Annotated in this window: 22 protein-coding genes and 1 pseudogene; 14 read left to right on the top strand and 9 right to left on the bottom strand. The window is 49.9% G+C overall.

Annotated elements, in window-relative coordinates:
* Positions 1-16: 16 nt before the first annotated feature.
* The gene (locus tag Q3F21_RS07135; protein WP_340250810.1) at positions 17-838 is read left to right on the top strand and encodes an SPL family radical SAM protein; all 822 of its coding nucleotides are present in this window, start codon (positions 17-19) and stop codon (positions 836-838) included.
* Between the two features lie 138 nt (positions 839-976).
* Positions 977-1,237: a DUF2573 family protein gene (locus tag Q3F21_RS07130; RefSeq protein WP_340250808.1), complete on the top strand. Its 261-nt coding sequence runs from the start codon at positions 977-979 to the stop codon at positions 1,235-1,237.
* A 208-nt stretch (positions 1,238-1,445) separates the two neighbouring features.
* Here the strand turns inward: Q3F21_RS07130 and Q3F21_RS07125 are convergent, their stop codons facing one another.
* The 6 genes from Q3F21_RS07125 to Q3F21_RS07100 form a co-directional block, all read right to left on the bottom strand.
* Positions 1,446-1,613, bottom strand: a complete 168-nt coding sequence (locus Q3F21_RS07125; protein ID WP_340250807.1) for a hypothetical protein — start codon at positions 1,611-1,613, stop codon at positions 1,446-1,448.
* A 73-nt stretch (positions 1,614-1,686) separates the two neighbouring features.
* Positions 1,687-2,520 carry an ammonia-dependent NAD(+) synthetase gene (nadE, locus tag Q3F21_RS07120; protein ID WP_340250805.1) on the bottom strand — a complete coding sequence of 278 codons (834 nt, stop codon included), beginning with the start codon at positions 2,518-2,520 and terminating at the stop codon, positions 1,687-1,689.
* A complete protein-coding gene (gene nadD / locus Q3F21_RS07115; protein WP_340250804.1) occupies positions 2,520-3,164 on the bottom strand; it encodes a nicotinate (nicotinamide) nucleotide adenylyltransferase in 645 nt (214 codons plus the stop codon). Before nadD ends, nadE begins: the two co-directional genes overlap by 1 nt.
* A gap of 15 nt (positions 3,165-3,179) precedes the next feature.
* Positions 3,180-4,814, bottom strand: a complete 1,635-nt coding sequence (locus Q3F21_RS07110) for a nicotinate phosphoribosyltransferase (protein WP_340250803.1) — start codon at positions 4,812-4,814, stop codon at positions 3,180-3,182.
* Between the two features lie 67 nt (positions 4,815-4,881).
* A complete protein-coding gene (locus tag Q3F21_RS07105) occupies positions 4,882-5,436 on the bottom strand; it encodes a cysteine hydrolase family protein (protein ID WP_340250802.1) in 555 nt (184 codons plus the stop codon).
* Between the two features lie 68 nt (positions 5,437-5,504).
* The gene (locus tag Q3F21_RS07100) at positions 5,505-6,281 is read right to left on the bottom strand and encodes an NUDIX hydrolase (protein WP_340250801.1); all 777 of its coding nucleotides are present in this window, start codon (positions 6,279-6,281) and stop codon (positions 5,505-5,507) included.
* Positions 6,282-6,367: 86 nt separating this feature from the next.
* On the opposite strand from Q3F21_RS07100, the gene Q3F21_RS07095 reads away from it, so the two are divergent.
* The 9 genes from Q3F21_RS07095 (at position 6,368) to Q3F21_RS07055 (ending at position 12,578) form a co-directional block, all read left to right on the top strand.
* The gene (locus Q3F21_RS07095) at positions 6,368-6,781 is read left to right on the top strand and encodes a hypothetical protein (protein WP_340250800.1); all 414 of its coding nucleotides are present in this window, start codon (positions 6,368-6,370) and stop codon (positions 6,779-6,781) included.
* An 80-nt stretch (positions 6,782-6,861) separates the two neighbouring features.
* Positions 6,862-7,143, top strand: a complete 282-nt coding sequence (locus Q3F21_RS07090) for a helix-turn-helix domain-containing protein (RefSeq protein WP_340250799.1) — start codon at positions 6,862-6,864, stop codon at positions 7,141-7,143.
* 144 nt (positions 7,144-7,287) lie between these two features.
* Entirely contained in the window at positions 7,288-7,773 is a 486-nt protein-coding gene (locus tag Q3F21_RS07085) for a nuclear transport factor 2 family protein (RefSeq protein WP_340250798.1), read from the top strand.
* 683 nt (positions 7,774-8,456) lie between these two features.
* Positions 8,457-9,176 carry a YebC/PmpR family DNA-binding transcriptional regulator gene (locus tag Q3F21_RS07080; protein ID WP_340250797.1) on the top strand — a complete coding sequence of 240 codons (720 nt, stop codon included), beginning with the start codon at positions 8,457-8,459 and terminating at the stop codon, positions 9,174-9,176.
* Positions 9,177-9,376: 200 nt separating this feature from the next.
* Positions 9,377-9,670 carry a hypothetical protein gene (locus Q3F21_RS07075; protein WP_340250796.1) on the top strand — a complete coding sequence of 98 codons (294 nt, stop codon included), beginning with the start codon at positions 9,377-9,379 and terminating at the stop codon, positions 9,668-9,670.
* Positions 9,654-11,078 carry an FMN-binding glutamate synthase family protein gene (locus tag Q3F21_RS07070; protein ID WP_340250795.1) on the top strand — a complete coding sequence of 475 codons (1,425 nt, stop codon included), beginning with the start codon at positions 9,654-9,656 and terminating at the stop codon, positions 11,076-11,078. Before Q3F21_RS07075 ends, Q3F21_RS07070 begins: the two co-directional genes overlap by 17 nt.
* A gap of 141 nt (positions 11,079-11,219) precedes the next feature.
* A complete protein-coding gene (locus Q3F21_RS07065) occupies positions 11,220-11,777 on the top strand; it encodes a spore coat protein (protein ID WP_340250794.1) in 558 nt (185 codons plus the stop codon).
* 33 nt (positions 11,778-11,810) lie between these two features.
* Positions 11,811-12,227 (top strand): hypothetical protein, encoded by a 417-nt coding sequence (locus Q3F21_RS07060; protein ID WP_340250793.1) that lies wholly within the window; start codon positions 11,811-11,813, stop codon positions 12,225-12,227.
* Between the two features lie 195 nt (positions 12,228-12,422).
* Positions 12,423-12,578, top strand: coding sequence for a hypothetical protein (locus tag Q3F21_RS07055; RefSeq protein ID WP_340250792.1), 156 nt, complete (start codon positions 12,423-12,425; stop codon positions 12,576-12,578).
* A gap of 75 nt (positions 12,579-12,653) precedes the next feature.
* Here the strand turns inward: Q3F21_RS07055 and Q3F21_RS07050 are convergent.
* The 3 genes and pseudogenes from Q3F21_RS07050 to Q3F21_RS27410 form a co-directional block, all read right to left on the bottom strand.
* Positions 12,654-14,111, bottom strand: a pseudogene (locus Q3F21_RS07050) (flavin monoamine oxidase family protein).
* 232 nt (positions 14,112-14,343) lie between these two features.
* Entirely contained in the window at positions 14,344-14,490 is a 147-nt protein-coding gene (locus Q3F21_RS07045; protein WP_340250791.1) for a hypothetical protein, read from the bottom strand.
* Between the two features lie 78 nt (positions 14,491-14,568).
* Entirely contained in the window at positions 14,569-14,820 is a 252-nt protein-coding gene (locus Q3F21_RS27410) for a YozQ family protein (RefSeq protein WP_425341221.1), read from the bottom strand.
* Between the two features lie 193 nt (positions 14,821-15,013).
* Here Q3F21_RS27410 and Q3F21_RS07035 point away from each other — a divergent pair, with 193 nt between their 5' ends.
* The 3 genes from Q3F21_RS07035 to Q3F21_RS07025 all read left to right on the top strand — a co-directional run bounded on the left by Q3F21_RS07035 (position 15,014) and on the right by Q3F21_RS07025 (position 16,845).
* A complete protein-coding gene (locus tag Q3F21_RS07035; RefSeq protein WP_340250790.1) occupies positions 15,014-15,175 on the top strand; it encodes a hypothetical protein in 162 nt (53 codons plus the stop codon).
* 76 nt (positions 15,176-15,251) lie between these two features.
* The gene (locus tag Q3F21_RS07030) at positions 15,252-16,337 is read left to right on the top strand and encodes a M42 family metallopeptidase (protein ID WP_340250789.1); all 1,086 of its coding nucleotides are present in this window, start codon (positions 15,252-15,254) and stop codon (positions 16,335-16,337) included.
* Between the two features lie 340 nt (positions 16,338-16,677).
* The gene (locus tag Q3F21_RS07025) at positions 16,678-16,845 is read left to right on the top strand and encodes a hypothetical protein (RefSeq protein WP_340250788.1); all 168 of its coding nucleotides are present in this window, start codon (positions 16,678-16,680) and stop codon (positions 16,843-16,845) included.
* The last annotated feature ends 3 nt before the right edge of the window (positions 16,846-16,848 follow it).

Raw genomic sequence — 16,848 nt, 5'->3', positions numbered from 1 at the left:
ATAGAGGAGAGTCTTTATGAAAAACGAGCTATTCTACAAGTATCCCAAGTCGCTTTTAAACAAAGGGACAGGTTTTCTTTCCGATTACAGTCATTCCCTCAATCCATATACAGGCTGCGCTTTTGGATGCTCGTACTGCTATGTGCGCCAGATGCCGGTCTCGACATTCCGCGGCGCAGAATGGGGAACCTGGGTTGACATCAAAAAGGACGCTGCCGCGATGTTGAGCAAGGAGCTTCGAAGAGCAAAGGCGAGAGGCAAGGTAACGATTTTCATGTCGTCGAGCACTGATCCGTACCAGCCTGTCGAGTATCGCGAAAAGGTGACGAGATCCTTGCTGGAGGTCATGACAGAGGACCCGCCCGATTTTCTTTTCGTGCAAACCCGCAGCCCACTCGTTGCAAGAGATGTCGATCTGTTCTTGCAGCTAAAGGATAAAGTCCGGGTAAGCATGACGGTTGAAACAGACCTGGAGGAAATACGCAAGCACTTTACACCAAACGCTCCGCCGATCAAAGCCAGGTTAAAAGCGCTGCAGGATTTAGCCAATGCCGGTGTGCCCACACAGGCGACCATTGCGCCGGTCCTTCCGAGCAGCGAAGATTTCCCCGAAACGTTAAAGTCGTTAGTCAGCCGCGTCTGTGTCGATGATTACTTTATGGGAGACGGAAGCGGCGGGAGGCGTACAGAACGATTGCGAATCCACGCTTTGTACAAAGTGCTTGGTCTGGAAGAATGGTACGATCCTGCGGCATATCGAATCGTCTATGATCGATTGAAACGCGTTTTTCCCGAAGATCAGGTTTTGGTAAGCCAGAGTGGTTTTGCCCCATTTTGAACAGCATGCCTATCCGTACGGCATTGTATGAGGAACAGCTTTGGGTCAGTCCGTCTTGATCAGCCTTTTCGCAGGAAGCGATATTTCGTAAAATAGAGTGTGAAAGGAATCGAAGAAGCTGAAAGCGAGGGTACCCACATGGAGGATAAACAAACGCCGCTCGTTCCAGAGCTTGAGGAGCTCCTCTACAAGTTCACGGAACTGCTGACGGGAGAAGCCACTCCAGAACGAGTGGAAATGGTCAAGATCTGGTGCCTCTATACACATATGTCAAAAGCGATGCCGCCTCTGGTTCAGCATTGGGCAAGCGAGCCGGAACACTTCGAAGCGCGTGACCAGATTCGGGGAATCATTGAACAAATCAAGCAGTGGAACCAGACAAAAAACCAGAAGCATTAGGAGCATGGGAAATGGCAACGGAAAAAGGCTTGGTGCAAGCTGCCAAGCCTTTTGCTGTATGTAGGCGAACGCTTCGATCACCTGCTTCCTCAGCGATGCCGTCCGATGAAAGGAAAGCTCCAGACCGAGTAAAGGCCATTAGCTGACGAGCAAGATACCGAAGCGATGAGACGGGTGAGGCTAAGGGTCTTGGTTCAAAAAGGAACAATCACGGGTTCGGTTCCATATCGGATCGGGAAATCATGACTTTCGGAATATCATTCATGCGTTTGGCGATAGCCCGCTCCAACGAATCGGACGAATGCTCCGCCTGCTGCCAATGCTGCGCCAACGAGGAATAAGAGTTTCTTCCAACGACAATCGTATCAACCGTCATATCGCCTATTCCAGCATTTCTTATCGATTGCGGACTTGGCAATTCTTCGGCTGGCCTATGGGAGGCTGCTTTCTCATTTCCACCAGCTGTCAAAAGGTGTAACAGGCAAGTGGCGTTTGTGCCTGGTTGCGTCATATTGCCGTTCAATCTTGTCTCTTACTTCGCTCGAAACAGCTTGATTCGTCAAATATTTATCGAGATCGTCGTAAGAGAATCCAAGGGCCTCCTCATCAGGAAGCTGCGGCCTGTTGTCTTCCAGATCGGCAGTAGGGGTCTTCTTGTACAGCTCTTCCGTTGCTCCGAGTTGTTGAAGGATTTGGCGCACCTGTCCTTTCGTCAGTCCGGTGATTGGGGCGACATCAGCCGCGCCGTCTCCGAATTTCGTGAAAAAGCCCGTAGCGGCTTCCGGTGCCTGATCCGTTCCCAGGACGAGAAGACCGAAATGAGCGGCAATATCGTATTGGACCTTCATGCGTTCACGCGCTTTTGTATTCCCCTTGTGAAAATCGGAGAGAGCGGCGCCGGTCGCCAGCTGGAATTGCTCAACGGATGCGTCTACAGCGGCTTTTATGTTTACCGTAATCATATTATGTGGACGGATGAGCTTTACGGCTTCTTGCGCAACATCCTCATCCAGCTGTTTGCCGTAGGGGAGGCGAACCGCAAAAAAACGGAATTCCTTACCGGTTTCTTGGGCTGCTTCATCGCAAGCGATCCGGGCCATATAGCCGGTCAGCGTGGAATCGACCCCGCCGCTGATCCCCAATACATACCCGTTCGCACCCGTGTTCAGGAGATAATTTTTGAGAAAATCCACCCGGAAGCGCAGTTCTTCCGCCACATCAATGCTTGCCCGGACATGCAAGCTCTCGATGATCTTCTCTTGCTTCGTCATGTTGGTATTCATCAGCGACCAACCTCTTTCGTGTACAGCTCATTTTTATAAATGTAGTCCAGCACTTGATCGGGAAGCAGGAAGCTGGGGTCCCCGCCATTGCGTATTTCCCCGCGGATATAGCTGGAGCTGATGCCCATGCTGATGCCTTTTGACATCGTGAGGAAATTTTCGTCGTTGTTTCTGAGCAGCGGGTCCTTGGCGATCAAGTCATCCATATGATAGCCTTCCCGCGCCATCACAATGAACTTGTGGTTTTTGACCAATTTTTCGGCGTTCCCCCACCGGGACAGCCCTTCGAGCAGGTCGGCTCCCATGATAAAGAAAATCTCATCCTCCGGAAACTGCTTGCGAAAGTACTCCATTGTATCGTACGTATACGTCTCGCCCGGCAGCGCGTTCAACTCGACCAAAGAGATTTCGAACAATGGCTCTCCGAATCGGTTGGTTTTGTTTTTGCAGGTTTCCAAAGCAAGCTCAAGCATTTTTACGCGATGCCGGTCGTTCGTTTGCAGAATCTTGTCTCTGCGCTTGGAGGAGCAGGGGGTAAAGAACACCTTATCGAGGCGCTTGCGGCTCGCTACCGCTGCTGCCGTAAACATGTGAGAATACGTAATGGGGTCAAAGCTGCTGCCGTATATACCGATTCGTTTCATCCTTCGGTTCCTCCCTTATTCCGTAAGCGCAAATTGCCTTTTTTCGTGAATCAGCTTTTCTTTCAACGCTTTCAATTGGTCAGACAACGATACAGGGTACACCTCCGGGTTGTCGAGACGCAAATACTCTTCCCAAAACGTATTCTTCTGGGCCAGATGGAAACGGCGGGATTGTTCGAGCGTCGGAGTTGTGTAAACCCGTTTTCCTTGTTCAAAGATCGGGACAAGCAGCGGGACAGCCTGAAAGTTGACTACGCGCTTGCTCTTTAACGGGTTGGTCGGATGCTTCAGCACAATCTCTTTGACATGCTCGATATTTTCATGTTCCAGGCAAATGTAGTCGCCTTTTGCCATCCCGTCCTGATCGTAGAGACGATAGACCTTCTTAATACCCGGATTAAGGATTTTGTCGATATTTTCGGAGATTTTGATCAACGCCATCCATTCCGTTTCGGTTTTGCGAGCGACTATTTTGTGAACGCCGCCGAGCGCCGGGCTGTCATAGGCCGTAATGTACTTGGTGCCGATGCCCCAGATGTCGATTTTGGCTCCTTGGTACTTGAGCGAAGTGATCGTGTGCTCGTCGAGATCGCTGGATGCGGCAATCTTGACATCGTGCAGGCCGGCGTTATCGAGCATTTTCCGCGCCCGTTTGGAAAAGAAGGCCAGGTCCCCGCTGTCGAGGCGAATGCCAGTCAGCTTGTGGCCGCGTTCTTCCATAATTTTGCCGACCCGGATCGCGTTTGGTATTCCCGATCCGAGCACATCGAAGGTATCGACCAGCAATATGCTTTTCGCCGGAAACACCTCGGCGAAAGCGAGGAAAGCTTCCAGTTCGTTCGGGAAAAATTGCACGAACAGGTGTGCATGGGTTCCGGTTGTCGGGACGCCGTATTTTTTTCCCGCCTTCATGTTGGAGGAAAAATCGAATCCGGCTATATAGGCAGCACGTGCTCCTTGTATGGAGGCATCCCGTCCTTGGGCTCTTCTTTTGCCCATTTCGATAACCGTTTGTCCTTCGGCCGCAGTCATAATCCGGGAGGCCTTGGTCATCAGAAGCGATTCGCTGTTTACGGTATTCAAGAGCTGGGCCTCGATCCAGACGCATTCCATGATCGGGGCGATGATGCGGATATACGGCGTGTTCGGAAAGACGATCTGGCCTTCTTCCATGGCGTACAGCTGGCCGGTGAATCGCAGCGTGCGCAGTTCATTTAGAAATTCTTCGTCATACAGGTTTTTCTCGCGAAGGTATTCGATGTCGCTTTCATTGAAGTAGAGGTTTTCCACAATGTCGATCAGCTGGTGCAGTCCGCAAAAGGCAACGTACCCGCCAAGTTCTCCCGTATGGTCGCCAACGGGTTTTACAAAGGGAGCTTTGCGATAAAAGTCGTCGAAAACGACAGGCGTTCGGTGCAAGCCCTGCTTGTAGAGGGCGTACATCATGTTGATCGCGTATTCGTCCACGTCGAGGCCGTAGTCCCTGGAAGGATCGAAGAAGGGCAGAATCTCGAAGTCTTCTGTCTGGCCGCATGAGAAGCAAGGGTTCACCTGATCCGAGTTGCGAAAATTTGGCTGCTTGCAGGAATTGCAGATATGAACAAAACGATATACCTTCGGATCGATTGCGTCAAAAATGGTCTTTTTCATCGATTCCCAATCCTTTCTGCTCCTCGCAAAGGGAGAGTGTAAGAGAAGGGAGTGGAGACTCCCTGGGTTATGCTTGCGATACGACCTTCATGCCCATCTGGTGTTTGAAGTGCCCCAATGCCCACTCATGGCCGGCAGGATTGAAGCTCGCCACTGCATCCTCGTGAATGATGACCTCAAAACCCAGGTACCAGGCGGATACGGCGGTGTGGAGAACGCAAATGTCCGTGCAGACGCCGACCAGGTGGATTTCGCGAATGCCTCTCGCCTGAAGCTGGAGGGCCAGATCCGTCCCTTCGAAGGAGCTGTATCGGGTTTTGTCCATCCAGTAGATCGCCGCTTCATTTTCCAGATAGAGCCCGTGCAGAGCCCCATAAAGATGACGCCCTTTCGTGCCCATGATATTGTGCGGGGGGTAGAGGGCGGCTTCCGGATGGTAGGGATCGTTTTCCTTGTGGGCATCTACGGCCATGACGACGTAATCGCCATTTTGCAGAAACTCATTTGTCAGCTCGCAAATTCGCTTCTCGATGTTTTGTCCGGGCTCTCCGCAAGTCAGGGCCCCGTCCGCGGCGACGAAATCATTCGTATAGTCGATAACAATCAACGCTTTTTTGCTCATGATAGGACCTCCAAAAAGTATTTTTGATATTGTCAAAATCACCTTATCAAACCTTAAAAAAAGATGCGCTAGTAAATCGTCAAAAAGGGAACGTAGTCGGTGAAGCGGTACAGCTTCGCCTTGTTTTGCGAGTATTCATTGGAGTATTTGATCCGGTCTTGCGAGTCCCGGGCTACTTCAATGATTCCCTTTCTCGTCTTTGTGCCCACCAATTTTTTCTCGAAGTTTGATCTATCCACTGTATATGTCGGCACGACGGTTTCGATGACCTGAAGCAGCTCGGATAACGTGAATTCTTCCGGCAGGAATTCCTTGGCGATGTTGGTTTGCAGCATTTTTTCCTGGATTCGCTTGAGAGCATCCTCCAAAATCCGGTTATGGTCAAAGGCAAGCTTCATCGACAAGGCTTCTTCCACTGTAAACAACCGAGCATCTACCGCATCGTCATCCGCCTTCAAACCGGAAAGGCTTTTCTCATTCACCAGAGCGTAGTAGGCAACGGTGGGTATCCAGCCTCCGGGGTCTCTTCCGGGTGTATAGTAGGCTTTCAGCTGTTCAATATGAACATTTTCGTTCAGGATGTGGGTTTCTTCTCTGAGCTCCCGCTCCGCACAGGCATCGAGCGTCTCGTGTTCTGTGGAAAAGCCGCCGGGAAAAGCCCAGTAGCCAGGGAACCGATCGCTGCTCGGGTCGCGTTGAATGAGCAGGATTTTCAGCTTTCGCTCCGGAAGCGACTTGTTCTTTGTATCTTTTCTCGGTTCTGATGTGATTGTAAATATGCATATATCGGTAGGCAGACCATCCGGTGAACGATAGACCGGCTTTGAAACGGATGAGAAGTTCAATTCCGCTTCCTCCTTTCTGCATCATCTTGGCTTTATTTTACAGGGTGAAAATTACCTTGTCAATATGATATGGTGAAATTAACTATATGAATTTCGGCGATCAGTCGCTTTTGATGCTGCACTTTCTGCGATGCATCTGGTTGTCATCCACACCTCATCCCAGCCAGTCGATTTGCGAATTTTTCGGCATGCAGAGCATCAGGGCGTTATGGCTAGAGAGGGAGACATACAAATTGCCCCCGCATGAGAACATGTTTTGCCAGTGGAAACAGCCGATCAGTTTTTTGAAACTGGAAATTGCTCCGGACTTTTTGGATAAAGTTGCGGAGGAACCAGGGGCCGCCAATCGTGCCAATCTGAGATTGACGAGTACTTTTCTTGTGCGAGACAGGAAGCTGCTGCAGCTCGGCGAATGGATGCTGGCAGAATTGCAGAGTGGCGGAGCAAGCGGGAAGCTCTATCGCGATTCATTGGCCAATCTGCTCGCCATCCATTGCTGAATCAGCACACGACAAGCTCACTAGAGACCATCGGGTCCGGCAAGCTGACAAATTCGCAACTCTCACATGTTGTTGAATTCATGCACGCTCACCTTGAGCAGGACTTGTCGTTGGAGGATTTGGCAGCAGTTGCAAACGCGAGCATTTCTCATCTCGTGCGTCAATGGAAACAGCAAACGGGATTGCCCCCGCACCAATACCTGTTGCGACTGCGTGTCGAACGTGCAAAAATGCTGATTCACTGTGGCAGCATGAGCCTAAAAGAGATCGCCCATCGACTGGGGTTTGCCGATCAAGCGCATTTTACGAAGAAGTTTAAACGAATGACCGGGGAGACACCGATGCAATACTCCAAACGCTGACGCGACACGAAGTACATGGTCGTCGGCGTTTTCTTTTCCATTCAGCCTGCGCATTTTTGACAAGTATCAGCTCATTTTGTCCAATCCTTCTCCATTCTCGTCAAGTTACACTTGCCATAGATTTTGAAAAAGGAGTGGATGATCATGGCCGATATTGTACAATGTGGTGCGGTCGTTCAGAACGATGTATTCGGAACGAATGGAAAAGATATTGTTGCGAAATTACTCGAGGGAGAAGCAACCCGGGATATTTCACTTATGGCCGCATTATTGGCAGACGACTTTGTCTATGAAACACCGTTTGCATTGCCGGGGGCACCAGCTCGGGTCGAGGGGAAAGCGGCATTTACCGACATGCTGGAACAGTTTATTGGCAAGAATCACGGGATTTACATTACATGGGCGATTTACAATGTACGGATTTATTCAGGCGGTGAACCTGGGCTGTTTTTTGCCGAAATGGACGCTCTCGGAGTCGTTGCCCAAAACGGCTATCAATACCGGCAGTCCTACATCAGTTTGTTCCAGGTTACCGACGGATATGTCAGCTTTTGGCGTGAATATTTCAATCCGATTCCATTGCAAGAAGCGCTTGGGTTTTTGGAGCATTCCGGAGGAGATAAACGATAAGCGGAGCAAAAGTGACCATTCTCTATTACAGTGCTACGGGAACAAACTACCGCATGGCAAAAAGCAGCGGAGGAAGCAGCCTTGGAAATGGGAGCGGAGCTTGCGCCCGGAGAGGCTATCCGTAAAAACCCCCCCCCCCCTGGAAAGCCTATCTGGAAGAAACAGCAAGCGTTCCAATTGCTTCCTTGGATGATATTGACTGAGCAGATGCGGATAAACAGTTGCGATAGGATAGAATGAATACTAGTAAACGCAAAAGGAAGGCTGTGATCAGCAGCCCCTGTCCTGTTGCGCTTTGCCGAAGAAAGCAACAGCGATCTCATCATCATGGGAAACCGGGGATGACACAGATCTTTTGCCTGGCACAAAAAAGCGCCGTCCTTTACAACAAGGAGGCGTTTTTTTGTGGTCTATCAACAAGAAATTAAGAGCTTTCGCATTGCTGATAGAGTGTGCCATCTTATTTATGGTATAATAAAGAGCGCCTAGCTCGACTGGGCATGCACAGCTGTCCGGTTTGATGGCCAAACACATCAATGACGGCGTTGTTGCATAATTTCCTCTTGTGAACGGGTTCTCTTTCATTTAGTATTTTTTTGTCAGCAACCATTTCGTTGCAATGGAACCTCATGTTGAGGAAAAGCAGCTTTCATTTTGAAACAGTCGAAAGAGAGTGGGACATTATGGGTCGTAAGTGGAACAATATCAAGGAAAAGAAAGCGTCAAAGGATGCAAATACCAGTCGGATATATGCCAAGTTCGGCAAAGAAATTTACGTTGCCGCCAAGCAAGGCGAGCCTGATCCGGAATCCAACCGGGCCTTGAAGGTAGTGCTTGAGCGTGCAAAAACGTACAGCGTGCCGAAAGCGATTATCGACCGTGCCATCGAAAAAGCGAAAGGCGGTTCCGAAGAAAACTACGACGATCTTCGTTACGAAGGCTTTGGACCAAATGGATCGATGATCATTGTCGATGCCCTGACGAACAATGTAAACCGTACCGCTTCAGAAGTACGTGCTGCCTTTAACAAAAACGGCGGCAACATGGGAGTGAGCGGTTCGGTAGCCTACATGTTCGACGCAACTGCCGTTATCGGCGTCGAAGGCAAAACAGCGGAAGAAGTTCTGGAGCTGCTGATGGAAGCGGATGTGGACGTCCGGGACATTTTGGAAGAAGACGGGTCGGTTATCGTTTACGCTGAGCCTGATCAGTTCCACGCTGTACAGGAAGCCTTCAAAAATGTCGGCGTTACCGAGTTTACTGTTGCAGAACTGACCATGCTTGCGCAAAATGAAGTAACACTTCCCGAAGATGCGCAAGCGCAGTTTGAAAAACTGGTCGATGCTCTGGAAGATCTGGAAGATGTTCAGCAAGTGTACCACAACGTCGATTTGGCTGAATAACTCCTCGGCTGTGGTGCTGGCAAAAGAGCCGGCTGCCAAGTCAGTCGGATGAACTCCATATTCCTTGCAATGAATCGGTCTTTGAAAAAACGTCCCTGGATGGAAGAAGGGACGTTTTTTTCATTATACCTGGCATAAAGAATAGAACTTGCAAACATTGGTTACTGTATAAACAAAATGGAAAGGGCAGGTGTCAAGCATTGCAAAATTACCAGGACTTGAAAAATGCACTATCCTATATCAACTCGGAGCTGAATCGAATCGAAACGATGGCCGGATCGCTGTCGACTATTGAACATGACCATTACAAAAAGCTGACCAATTACGACGACCGCGGGTTAATCGATATCGCCGTGGAGGAACAGAATGCTGCCCGCCAGCTTGGAACCATGAAGCACATGTGTTTGGCAATGGCGCAAAAAATAGAAGGGATCATGAGCGCGATTGACGGTGGTGAGTCGGGGGAGAGTGGGCAGCGTGCTGAGACTCATTGAGAACTTCATCCGTTCGGCTATTAACGAATCGGTTGATAAAGCGGTAACAAGAATGATCAGGGATCAATATATTGAAAACCTGTTTGAGATGGTGCCGGCCACCAAAAAGGTTGGTCCTATCAATCTTATGGAAATCGCCATGCGGGCTGCGCAGGGAACGCCCGTTTCCCGCCCGCTCGGCAGTCATCTCCACCTTTCCCCGTGGGAGAAAATCTTGTTTAATCCCGTACATTTGTTTCGTTTTCCCACACCTGAAAACGTGGGCATCCGCACCTCCGTCACGATCGGGCACCGCGCCCGCAAGCCGTTAACCCTCTCCATCCCCATTATGATTGCGGCCATGTCATTTGGGGGGGCCCTTAGCAAAAGTACAAAAATCGCCTTGGCAAAAGCGGCAACGGCTGCGGGAACCGCCACGAATACGGGGGAGGCGGGACTGCTTGAAGAAGAACGGGAAGCTGCGCGATTGCTGATCGGCCAATACAATCGCGGCGGCTGGATGAATTCGCCTGACAAGTACAAGCGATTGGACGCGATCGAGATTCAATTGGGTCAAGGCGCGCAAGGCTCAACTTATCAGCGGACAGCGGCGAAAAACATCGGTGAGGATTACCGGAAGGCTTTTGAACTTCGCGAAGGAGAGGATGCGCTGATTCATTCGCGTCTTCCCGGGGTAAACACGAAGGACGAGTTTATCCAACTGGTCAGGCGGCTTCGGGACGAGACTGGCGTACCGGTCGGCCTAAAAATCGCGGCCACCCATCACCTTGAAAAAGAACTGCAGATCGCGATAGATGCCGGGGTGGATTTCGTCACCTTGGACGGCGCTGAGGGAGGAACACATGGAGGAGCTCCAACGCTGCAGGATGATGTGGGCTTGCCAACTCTCTTCGCCATCACACGGGCAACGGAATTTTTTGCCCGCAAAGGCGTTACCCAAGATGTCAGTTTACTGGCAACAGGCGGACTTGTAACCCCCGGACACATGCTCAAAGCCATCGCCTTGGGGGCAGATGCTGTGTATATCGGTACAGCGGCTCTGATGGCGCTTGTCAGTGAACAGATGGTCAAGTCCGTTCCGTTTGAACCGCCTACCAGTTTGCTGGTTTACACGGGAAAAATGACGGATCAGCTGGATATCGAACAGGCTGCAACCAACTTGTTCCGGTATTTGAACGCATGTGTCACAGAGATGGAAATGGTAGCGGTCTCAGCGGGAAAAACTGCTTTATCCGACATCACGAAAGCCGACCTTTGCACGCTTGACCCATTTATCGCAAAAGCAACCGGAATCCAGCTGGGGTACGTAGCTCCGGAGAAGCAAGAGCGTTTTTTCGAAGAGACCAAGCCTGTATTCGTTCAAGCGGCAGAGCAATTGGCAGAGACGCAGCCTTCGACGCTGCACTAGAACAGCAAATCACCTTTTTACCAAAAGAGCATGCGAAAATGGCGGAATTTCCTTACATGCAGATACATAAAGGTAAATTTCTCCGGGCAGTCTATGGTGGGATGTACGATGTACACCAAAAAACATTGAGGAGGTGCATATATGCAACGGTTTGCCGCACATGAATTTTTGGAGACACAAGAAGCTCTTCGCTCCAAACATGCTGGGATCGAAATGCATGGCTTATTTGCAGAGATGGCACAAGACCCGCAACTGAAGAACATGATTCAAAACCATCAACGCTTGATCATGAATGCCTATCAGCAAGGGATAAATCTGCTGATGGGGAAGGGTGTAAACATCACGGCAACACCCCCAATGACTCAGATCCGGGCAGCAGGGCAACCAACTGTCGGACTGAATCAGCCACAAATGATGGCGCCGAATCCGCATCCAACCCGTCTTTCCGATATGACCATCTCGACAATCATGCTCAACTGGCACAAAGCGGGTTCTGCCATTGGCATGCTTTGGGCCAGCGAATGCGTAGACCCGCAAATCAGGCAATATCATGTCAACGGAGCCAATCTGTGCCAGCAAATGGCTTATGAAACATGGCAGTATATGAACGCCAAAGGGTTCTACCAAGCGCCGCAACTGGCAGACCATACCATGAACACGATGATCAACGCTTACCAGCAGCAGCCAGCGATGGTTTAAATCATGGACAACAAGAAAAAGGAGGAATAGCTCATGTTTACAAATCAACCATTTTCCAATGCAGGTGGAGCGCAAGCGGTGTTCCAGCAAGGTTTTGCAGGAACCAACCCGCAGCAAGTAAGGCAAGACATCGCCCGTGAAGGCGGATTTGGTCAACAAGCTGGCTTCTCTGGCGGTTTCACCCAGCAACAAGCTTCCCCGGCAGCATTCGGCGGAGCGCAAGCGGTGTTCCAGCCTGGCTTTGCCGGCACCAACCCGCAGCAAGTCAGACAAGACATCGCCCGTGAAGGCGGATTCGGACAAGCTGGCTTCACCGGCGGTTTCACCCAGCAACAAGCTTCCCCGGCAGCATTCGGCGGAGCGCAAGCGGTGTTCCAGCAAGGTTTTGCCGGCACCAACCCGCAGCAAGTCAGACAAGACATCGCCCGTGAAGGCGGTTTCCTGGTGTAACCAATGTGTTGAGCCAGATTTGAATAAAGCCAGTACCAGCCAGTGTGCAGAGATTTTTATCGAACACACTGGTTTCTCCATTTACAGGTGAGAGCAGAACGGATGTGTTTTACGATCACTTTCGGAATTCGTTCCGCTTTGCAGAACAAAATCAAGAATAAAGAGCGTTATCTATCACCGGAAAGGAGGATTTCATTGAAAAAAACAGACAAGAAACAGAACGGAAATGAAGAACTAAGCGTACTCGGCACGCATGCTGCGGGAGCAACCGATCTTTTCCAAACCAGTAAAACGCAAAAAAACAGTGAAGTACAGCCGCCTGAACACCCGGGTGGAGCGGGTACCGGATAAATACGAAAAGCAGTAAGACAACCAGGTCTTGTACGGCCTGGTTTTGTCGTGCAAGCAGACCGCCTTATCGATGCTTCAGTCTGCTTGGCTGACCTCGTAGGCCGCGCGGATTCCTGATTCGATCGCTCCTTGTATCCAACTGCGATAATGAGAAGTATGTTCCCCGGCAAAGTGTATCTTCCCCTCTGCTGCTCCGATATAGGGGGAAAGCTCCTTTTCCTGATTTGGTTTAAACATGGAGAAAGCCCCTGCGGCATAAGGATCCATGGCCCAGTTCTGAACATATCCGGCTACATAATCCCGCTTGATCCGTTGTCCGTAAATTGCCGCCAGGTCACCCAGCGCTTCTTTCACTTGTTCTTCCTTGCTCATGCTGATCCAGGGCAACGCGTCATCCTCCCACGTGTAGCTTGCAAGCACAACACCCTTTGAGTCCCTTGAATGGTGACTGGGGTAGTATGCAAAGCGGATCGGCAAGTCTGTAATGGTTTGTCCTCCAAAAATTCCTTCCTCTTCCCAGAAACGATGCGAAAATTCGATCCCGATTTTGGTGGAGGACACATAGTGAAGCTGGTGAATGGCCTTCCATTTTTAATAGGAAAAAAGGTCGTAGGGCTGCACCTCGATGAAGTTCATGAGCGAAAAGGGGATTGTCAGTATGAGACGATCAGCGGAGAACTCCAGCTTTTTCATCGTTTTCGTATCGATTGTGCTCAACACGAGGCGATTGCCGCGAAGCGAAATGCCGGTCATTTTCGTTGAAAAGATAATATGTTCGCGCAATTGGCTCAGAAAAGCATTGGGAAGCTGATCGTTCCCGCCAGTAATTTCATAAAACGCTGTCCTCGGATCAAACACGATGATGTCGCGCAACAGTTCTAGGAAGCTTAGCTCGGGGAAGCCCTCGAAAGCAAGGAGGACCTTGATCATATCTACAGCACCGGGAGAAAGGGAAGGTCCGAGGGGATTGTAGCGCAGAAATGTCTCCATGGAATACCTGTCAAACGCGTTTATCACACGGGGCCAATTTTTTTCAGGATTTTGCCTGATGTAATCGATAACGGGCTGGATAACGAGACGCGTCAAATCCTCTGCGGTCTTTCCGCGTTCCGTTTGGGTGACAGGAAAGCGCAAAATGTCCGGGTTTCTTTCATAAACTTTTCGACGTGTCTTGACGCCGTTTACATAGATCACATCTTGAGGGGTTTGATTCACAAACCTGTTCATCGGAAGCCTGTATTTTCGTATATAGGCCAAAGTAAGCGGGTGGAAGTGTGGGATTCGCATCGCCCCTGCCTCCATGTAGCGACCTTCGGAAAAAGGAGATCGGACCGTAAAAATACGTCCTCCTACTCGCTGAGATGCTTCCAAAACGAGTACGTCATGACCCGCTTCCTTCACTAAGGAAGCGGCGACCAATCCTGCCATGCCTGCTCCAACGATTACTACCCTCTGAGGATTTTCGGAATAGCCAAGTCCATGGTGAATGATGTGGATCATCTGGTCAAGAGAAAGTCCATTTGGAACAGGCATGACATTTCCCCTCTTTTATCACAATAAAATTGCCCTTATATGTTTATGACCCGTACTGCAGCATTTATTCTGAAACATTCCGAAACGCCGCTTTTTTCCGGCAACCATGCAGAAAGAACGTCCCAGGCGGCAAGCAGGGGCGCTGACGCAGTCAAGCTTCGAACCGACTGAAAAAAGAGCGCTCAAACCGAGCGCTCCGGTGCAAATCAGTGGGAGGCGAATATCAGGGACTCTATCGGTTTTCCTGGGTGCTGTAGGTACCAGATGTCGTCTTTTTCATCTCCGCGTTTTTTTCTTCCGGTTCGTGTGCTACTTTTTCCGCGCTTTTGGAAAATCCCTCCGCCTTTAGCCTCTCGACTACATGTTCCTTGTTATTCATCATTTCACTCCCTTACTAAGCGGTGTAGGGGAAAGCGATTTCCTCCTCGCTATCTATCATGAACGAGGATGCCTTCATTCATGTTTCCCTGAACATATTTTCGTAACCGGTACGAGGAAGGTCAACACTCTCTTCACCGGCATTAGCGTCAATCTTTCCGTCATTTGTCCCTTCCATGTAGTCATCGCTAACCTGTTCATGTGTCAATGCCAAGCCTTTTTCGGTGAAGGAATTGCTTTTGTAATCAGATGGCTCATACATTTTATCGGCAATATCGCTGGCGGTGTTTTGCAATCCGTCGTTGTGCAATCCGTCGTTGTTGTTATCCATGGGTATTCCTCCTTACGCAGATACGCTTAAATTGGGTGAAAATGAACGAAATTATGCACCCGTGATCAGCTGTGGGGCCGGATAGTGGTATGTACTTGGTCATCAGATTGGTGAAAATCCCGCGCTTGGCATATAACAGCTTCGGTTGGAGCACATTATAATGACGATTTTTACAGGAAAGAGGCGTGGAGCAATGGCAGAGGAAATAAAGCAGGATATTCAAACCATTCACATTCCGGCAACCGGCGAAACGATCGAAGCCAAGACCTATACGGGCAAAGAGCTTTTTTTGAGAGAAGACACTGACGAGAAGGGCGAAGAGTACGCAAAGCAGTGGGAAGATGACAGATTGTAACCGTACGTGGCTTGGGTGGTTTGTACCGACCAGTGGACGGATTCGTGACTATTTTTTTGCAAAGGGGTGAGAATCCATGGACAAGGACCTTGAACTCATGAGGGACCTGACTGAGACGGCAGGACCGCCTGGCTTCGAAGTCAGGGTACATCGCTTGATGAAGCGCAAGCTATCTGAATTTACCCAGGAATTGATTACAGACAATTTGGGAAGCATCGTAGGGAAGCACGGGGATTCAGGTCCGAAAATCCTCCTGGCTGCACATATGGACGAAGTGGCGTTTATGGTAACGCATATCACGAAAGACGGGTTTCTCCGCATGCAGCCTCTCGGAGGATGGTGGGGGCACGTCATGCTGGCTCAGCGGGTGAAGGTGCTTTCGCGCAATGGCGATCTGACAGGCGTGATCGGCTCAAAAGCGCCACATATTTTGTCGATTGAAGAAAGAAAAAACGTCTTGGAAATCAGCAGTATCTTTGTCGACATTGGTGCGTCGAGCAAGGAGGAAGCAGAAGAATTCGGAGTCGAGGTAGGCGACCCGATTATTCCGATTTGTCCGTTCGAAGTTTTGCCGAATCCAAAAATGCTCATGGCAAAAGCCTGGGATAATCGAGCCGGCTGCTTCGTGACTCTGCAGGTATTGGAACAAATTTGCCGAGAAACGCACCCCAATACGGTATTTTGCGGGGCTACGGTACAGGAGGAGGTAGGGCTGCGGGGCGCAGTCACCTTGTCTCACAAAGTTTCTCCGGATATCGCGTTTGCCCTGGATGTCGGCGTTGCCGGCGATACGCCCGGAATGAGCCACAAGGAAGGGCATTCCAGATTGGGAGCCGGTCCGCTTCTCGGTTTTTATGACAGCAGCATGATTCCTCATTTAAACCTTCGGGACTTTGTCATAGACACTGCCAAAGAAAACAAGATTCCTTATCAGACGGATATCATGCCCGGTGGAGGTACAGACGCCGGAAAAATACATATGGCACACAATGGAGTGCCGTCCATGGTGATCAGCGTTCCAGCCCGCTACATTCACAGTCATGTGTCCATTGTGCACCGCGATGATTTGGATAATGCCATCAAGCTGCTGGTCAGTCTGATCAAGAAGCTTGATGAGGAAACGGTCGGGAAGATGAAAGGAATGGATGCGCGGGGTCTATAGGATGCGTTCCTTTACTCTCAAAACGTAACCGCAGTAACTCGCCATGACAAAGATTTTCCCCCAAGGGCTAACGATGGACATCGTGTTTATTGTTGGCCCTTTTTTATCGCGAGAGAGAACAATCCCCCCAAGAATTGCGCTGCTGAGCGACGTTGTATAATTTCTACCGATAGATTGACGATTCTGGTTGTCGGACCTTTCAAACATGGTTGTTGCCAGCAGTTCGTTGCATGTCAGGGTTCACTGATCGTTCACCAGTTTGACAGAACCATGCATGTTTCAAGGTGCCAAAAGCATTTATAATGAAAGAGAAAGAAAAATACCAAGGGGGAACTCGCTTATGTCAACCGGTTTTCTTGGTGTTCTGGTGATTGTGTCCATCTTGATTATTTGGGTCACCATCTGGGTCACGAACAAAGCTTATGGCCGTAAGCCTGATGTCGTTGACCCGATACAATCGCCGGCAAAAAATGATGCGTTCAAAAAAGAACTTGATCAAAAACGATAAACG

The organism is Brevibacillus borstelensis, assembly GCF_037834415.1.
GTDB classification, from domain to species: Bacteria; Bacillota; Bacilli; order Brevibacillales; family Brevibacillaceae; genus Brevibacillus; species Brevibacillus borstelensis_A.
This window is presented reverse-complemented; position numbering and strand designations above follow the sequence as displayed.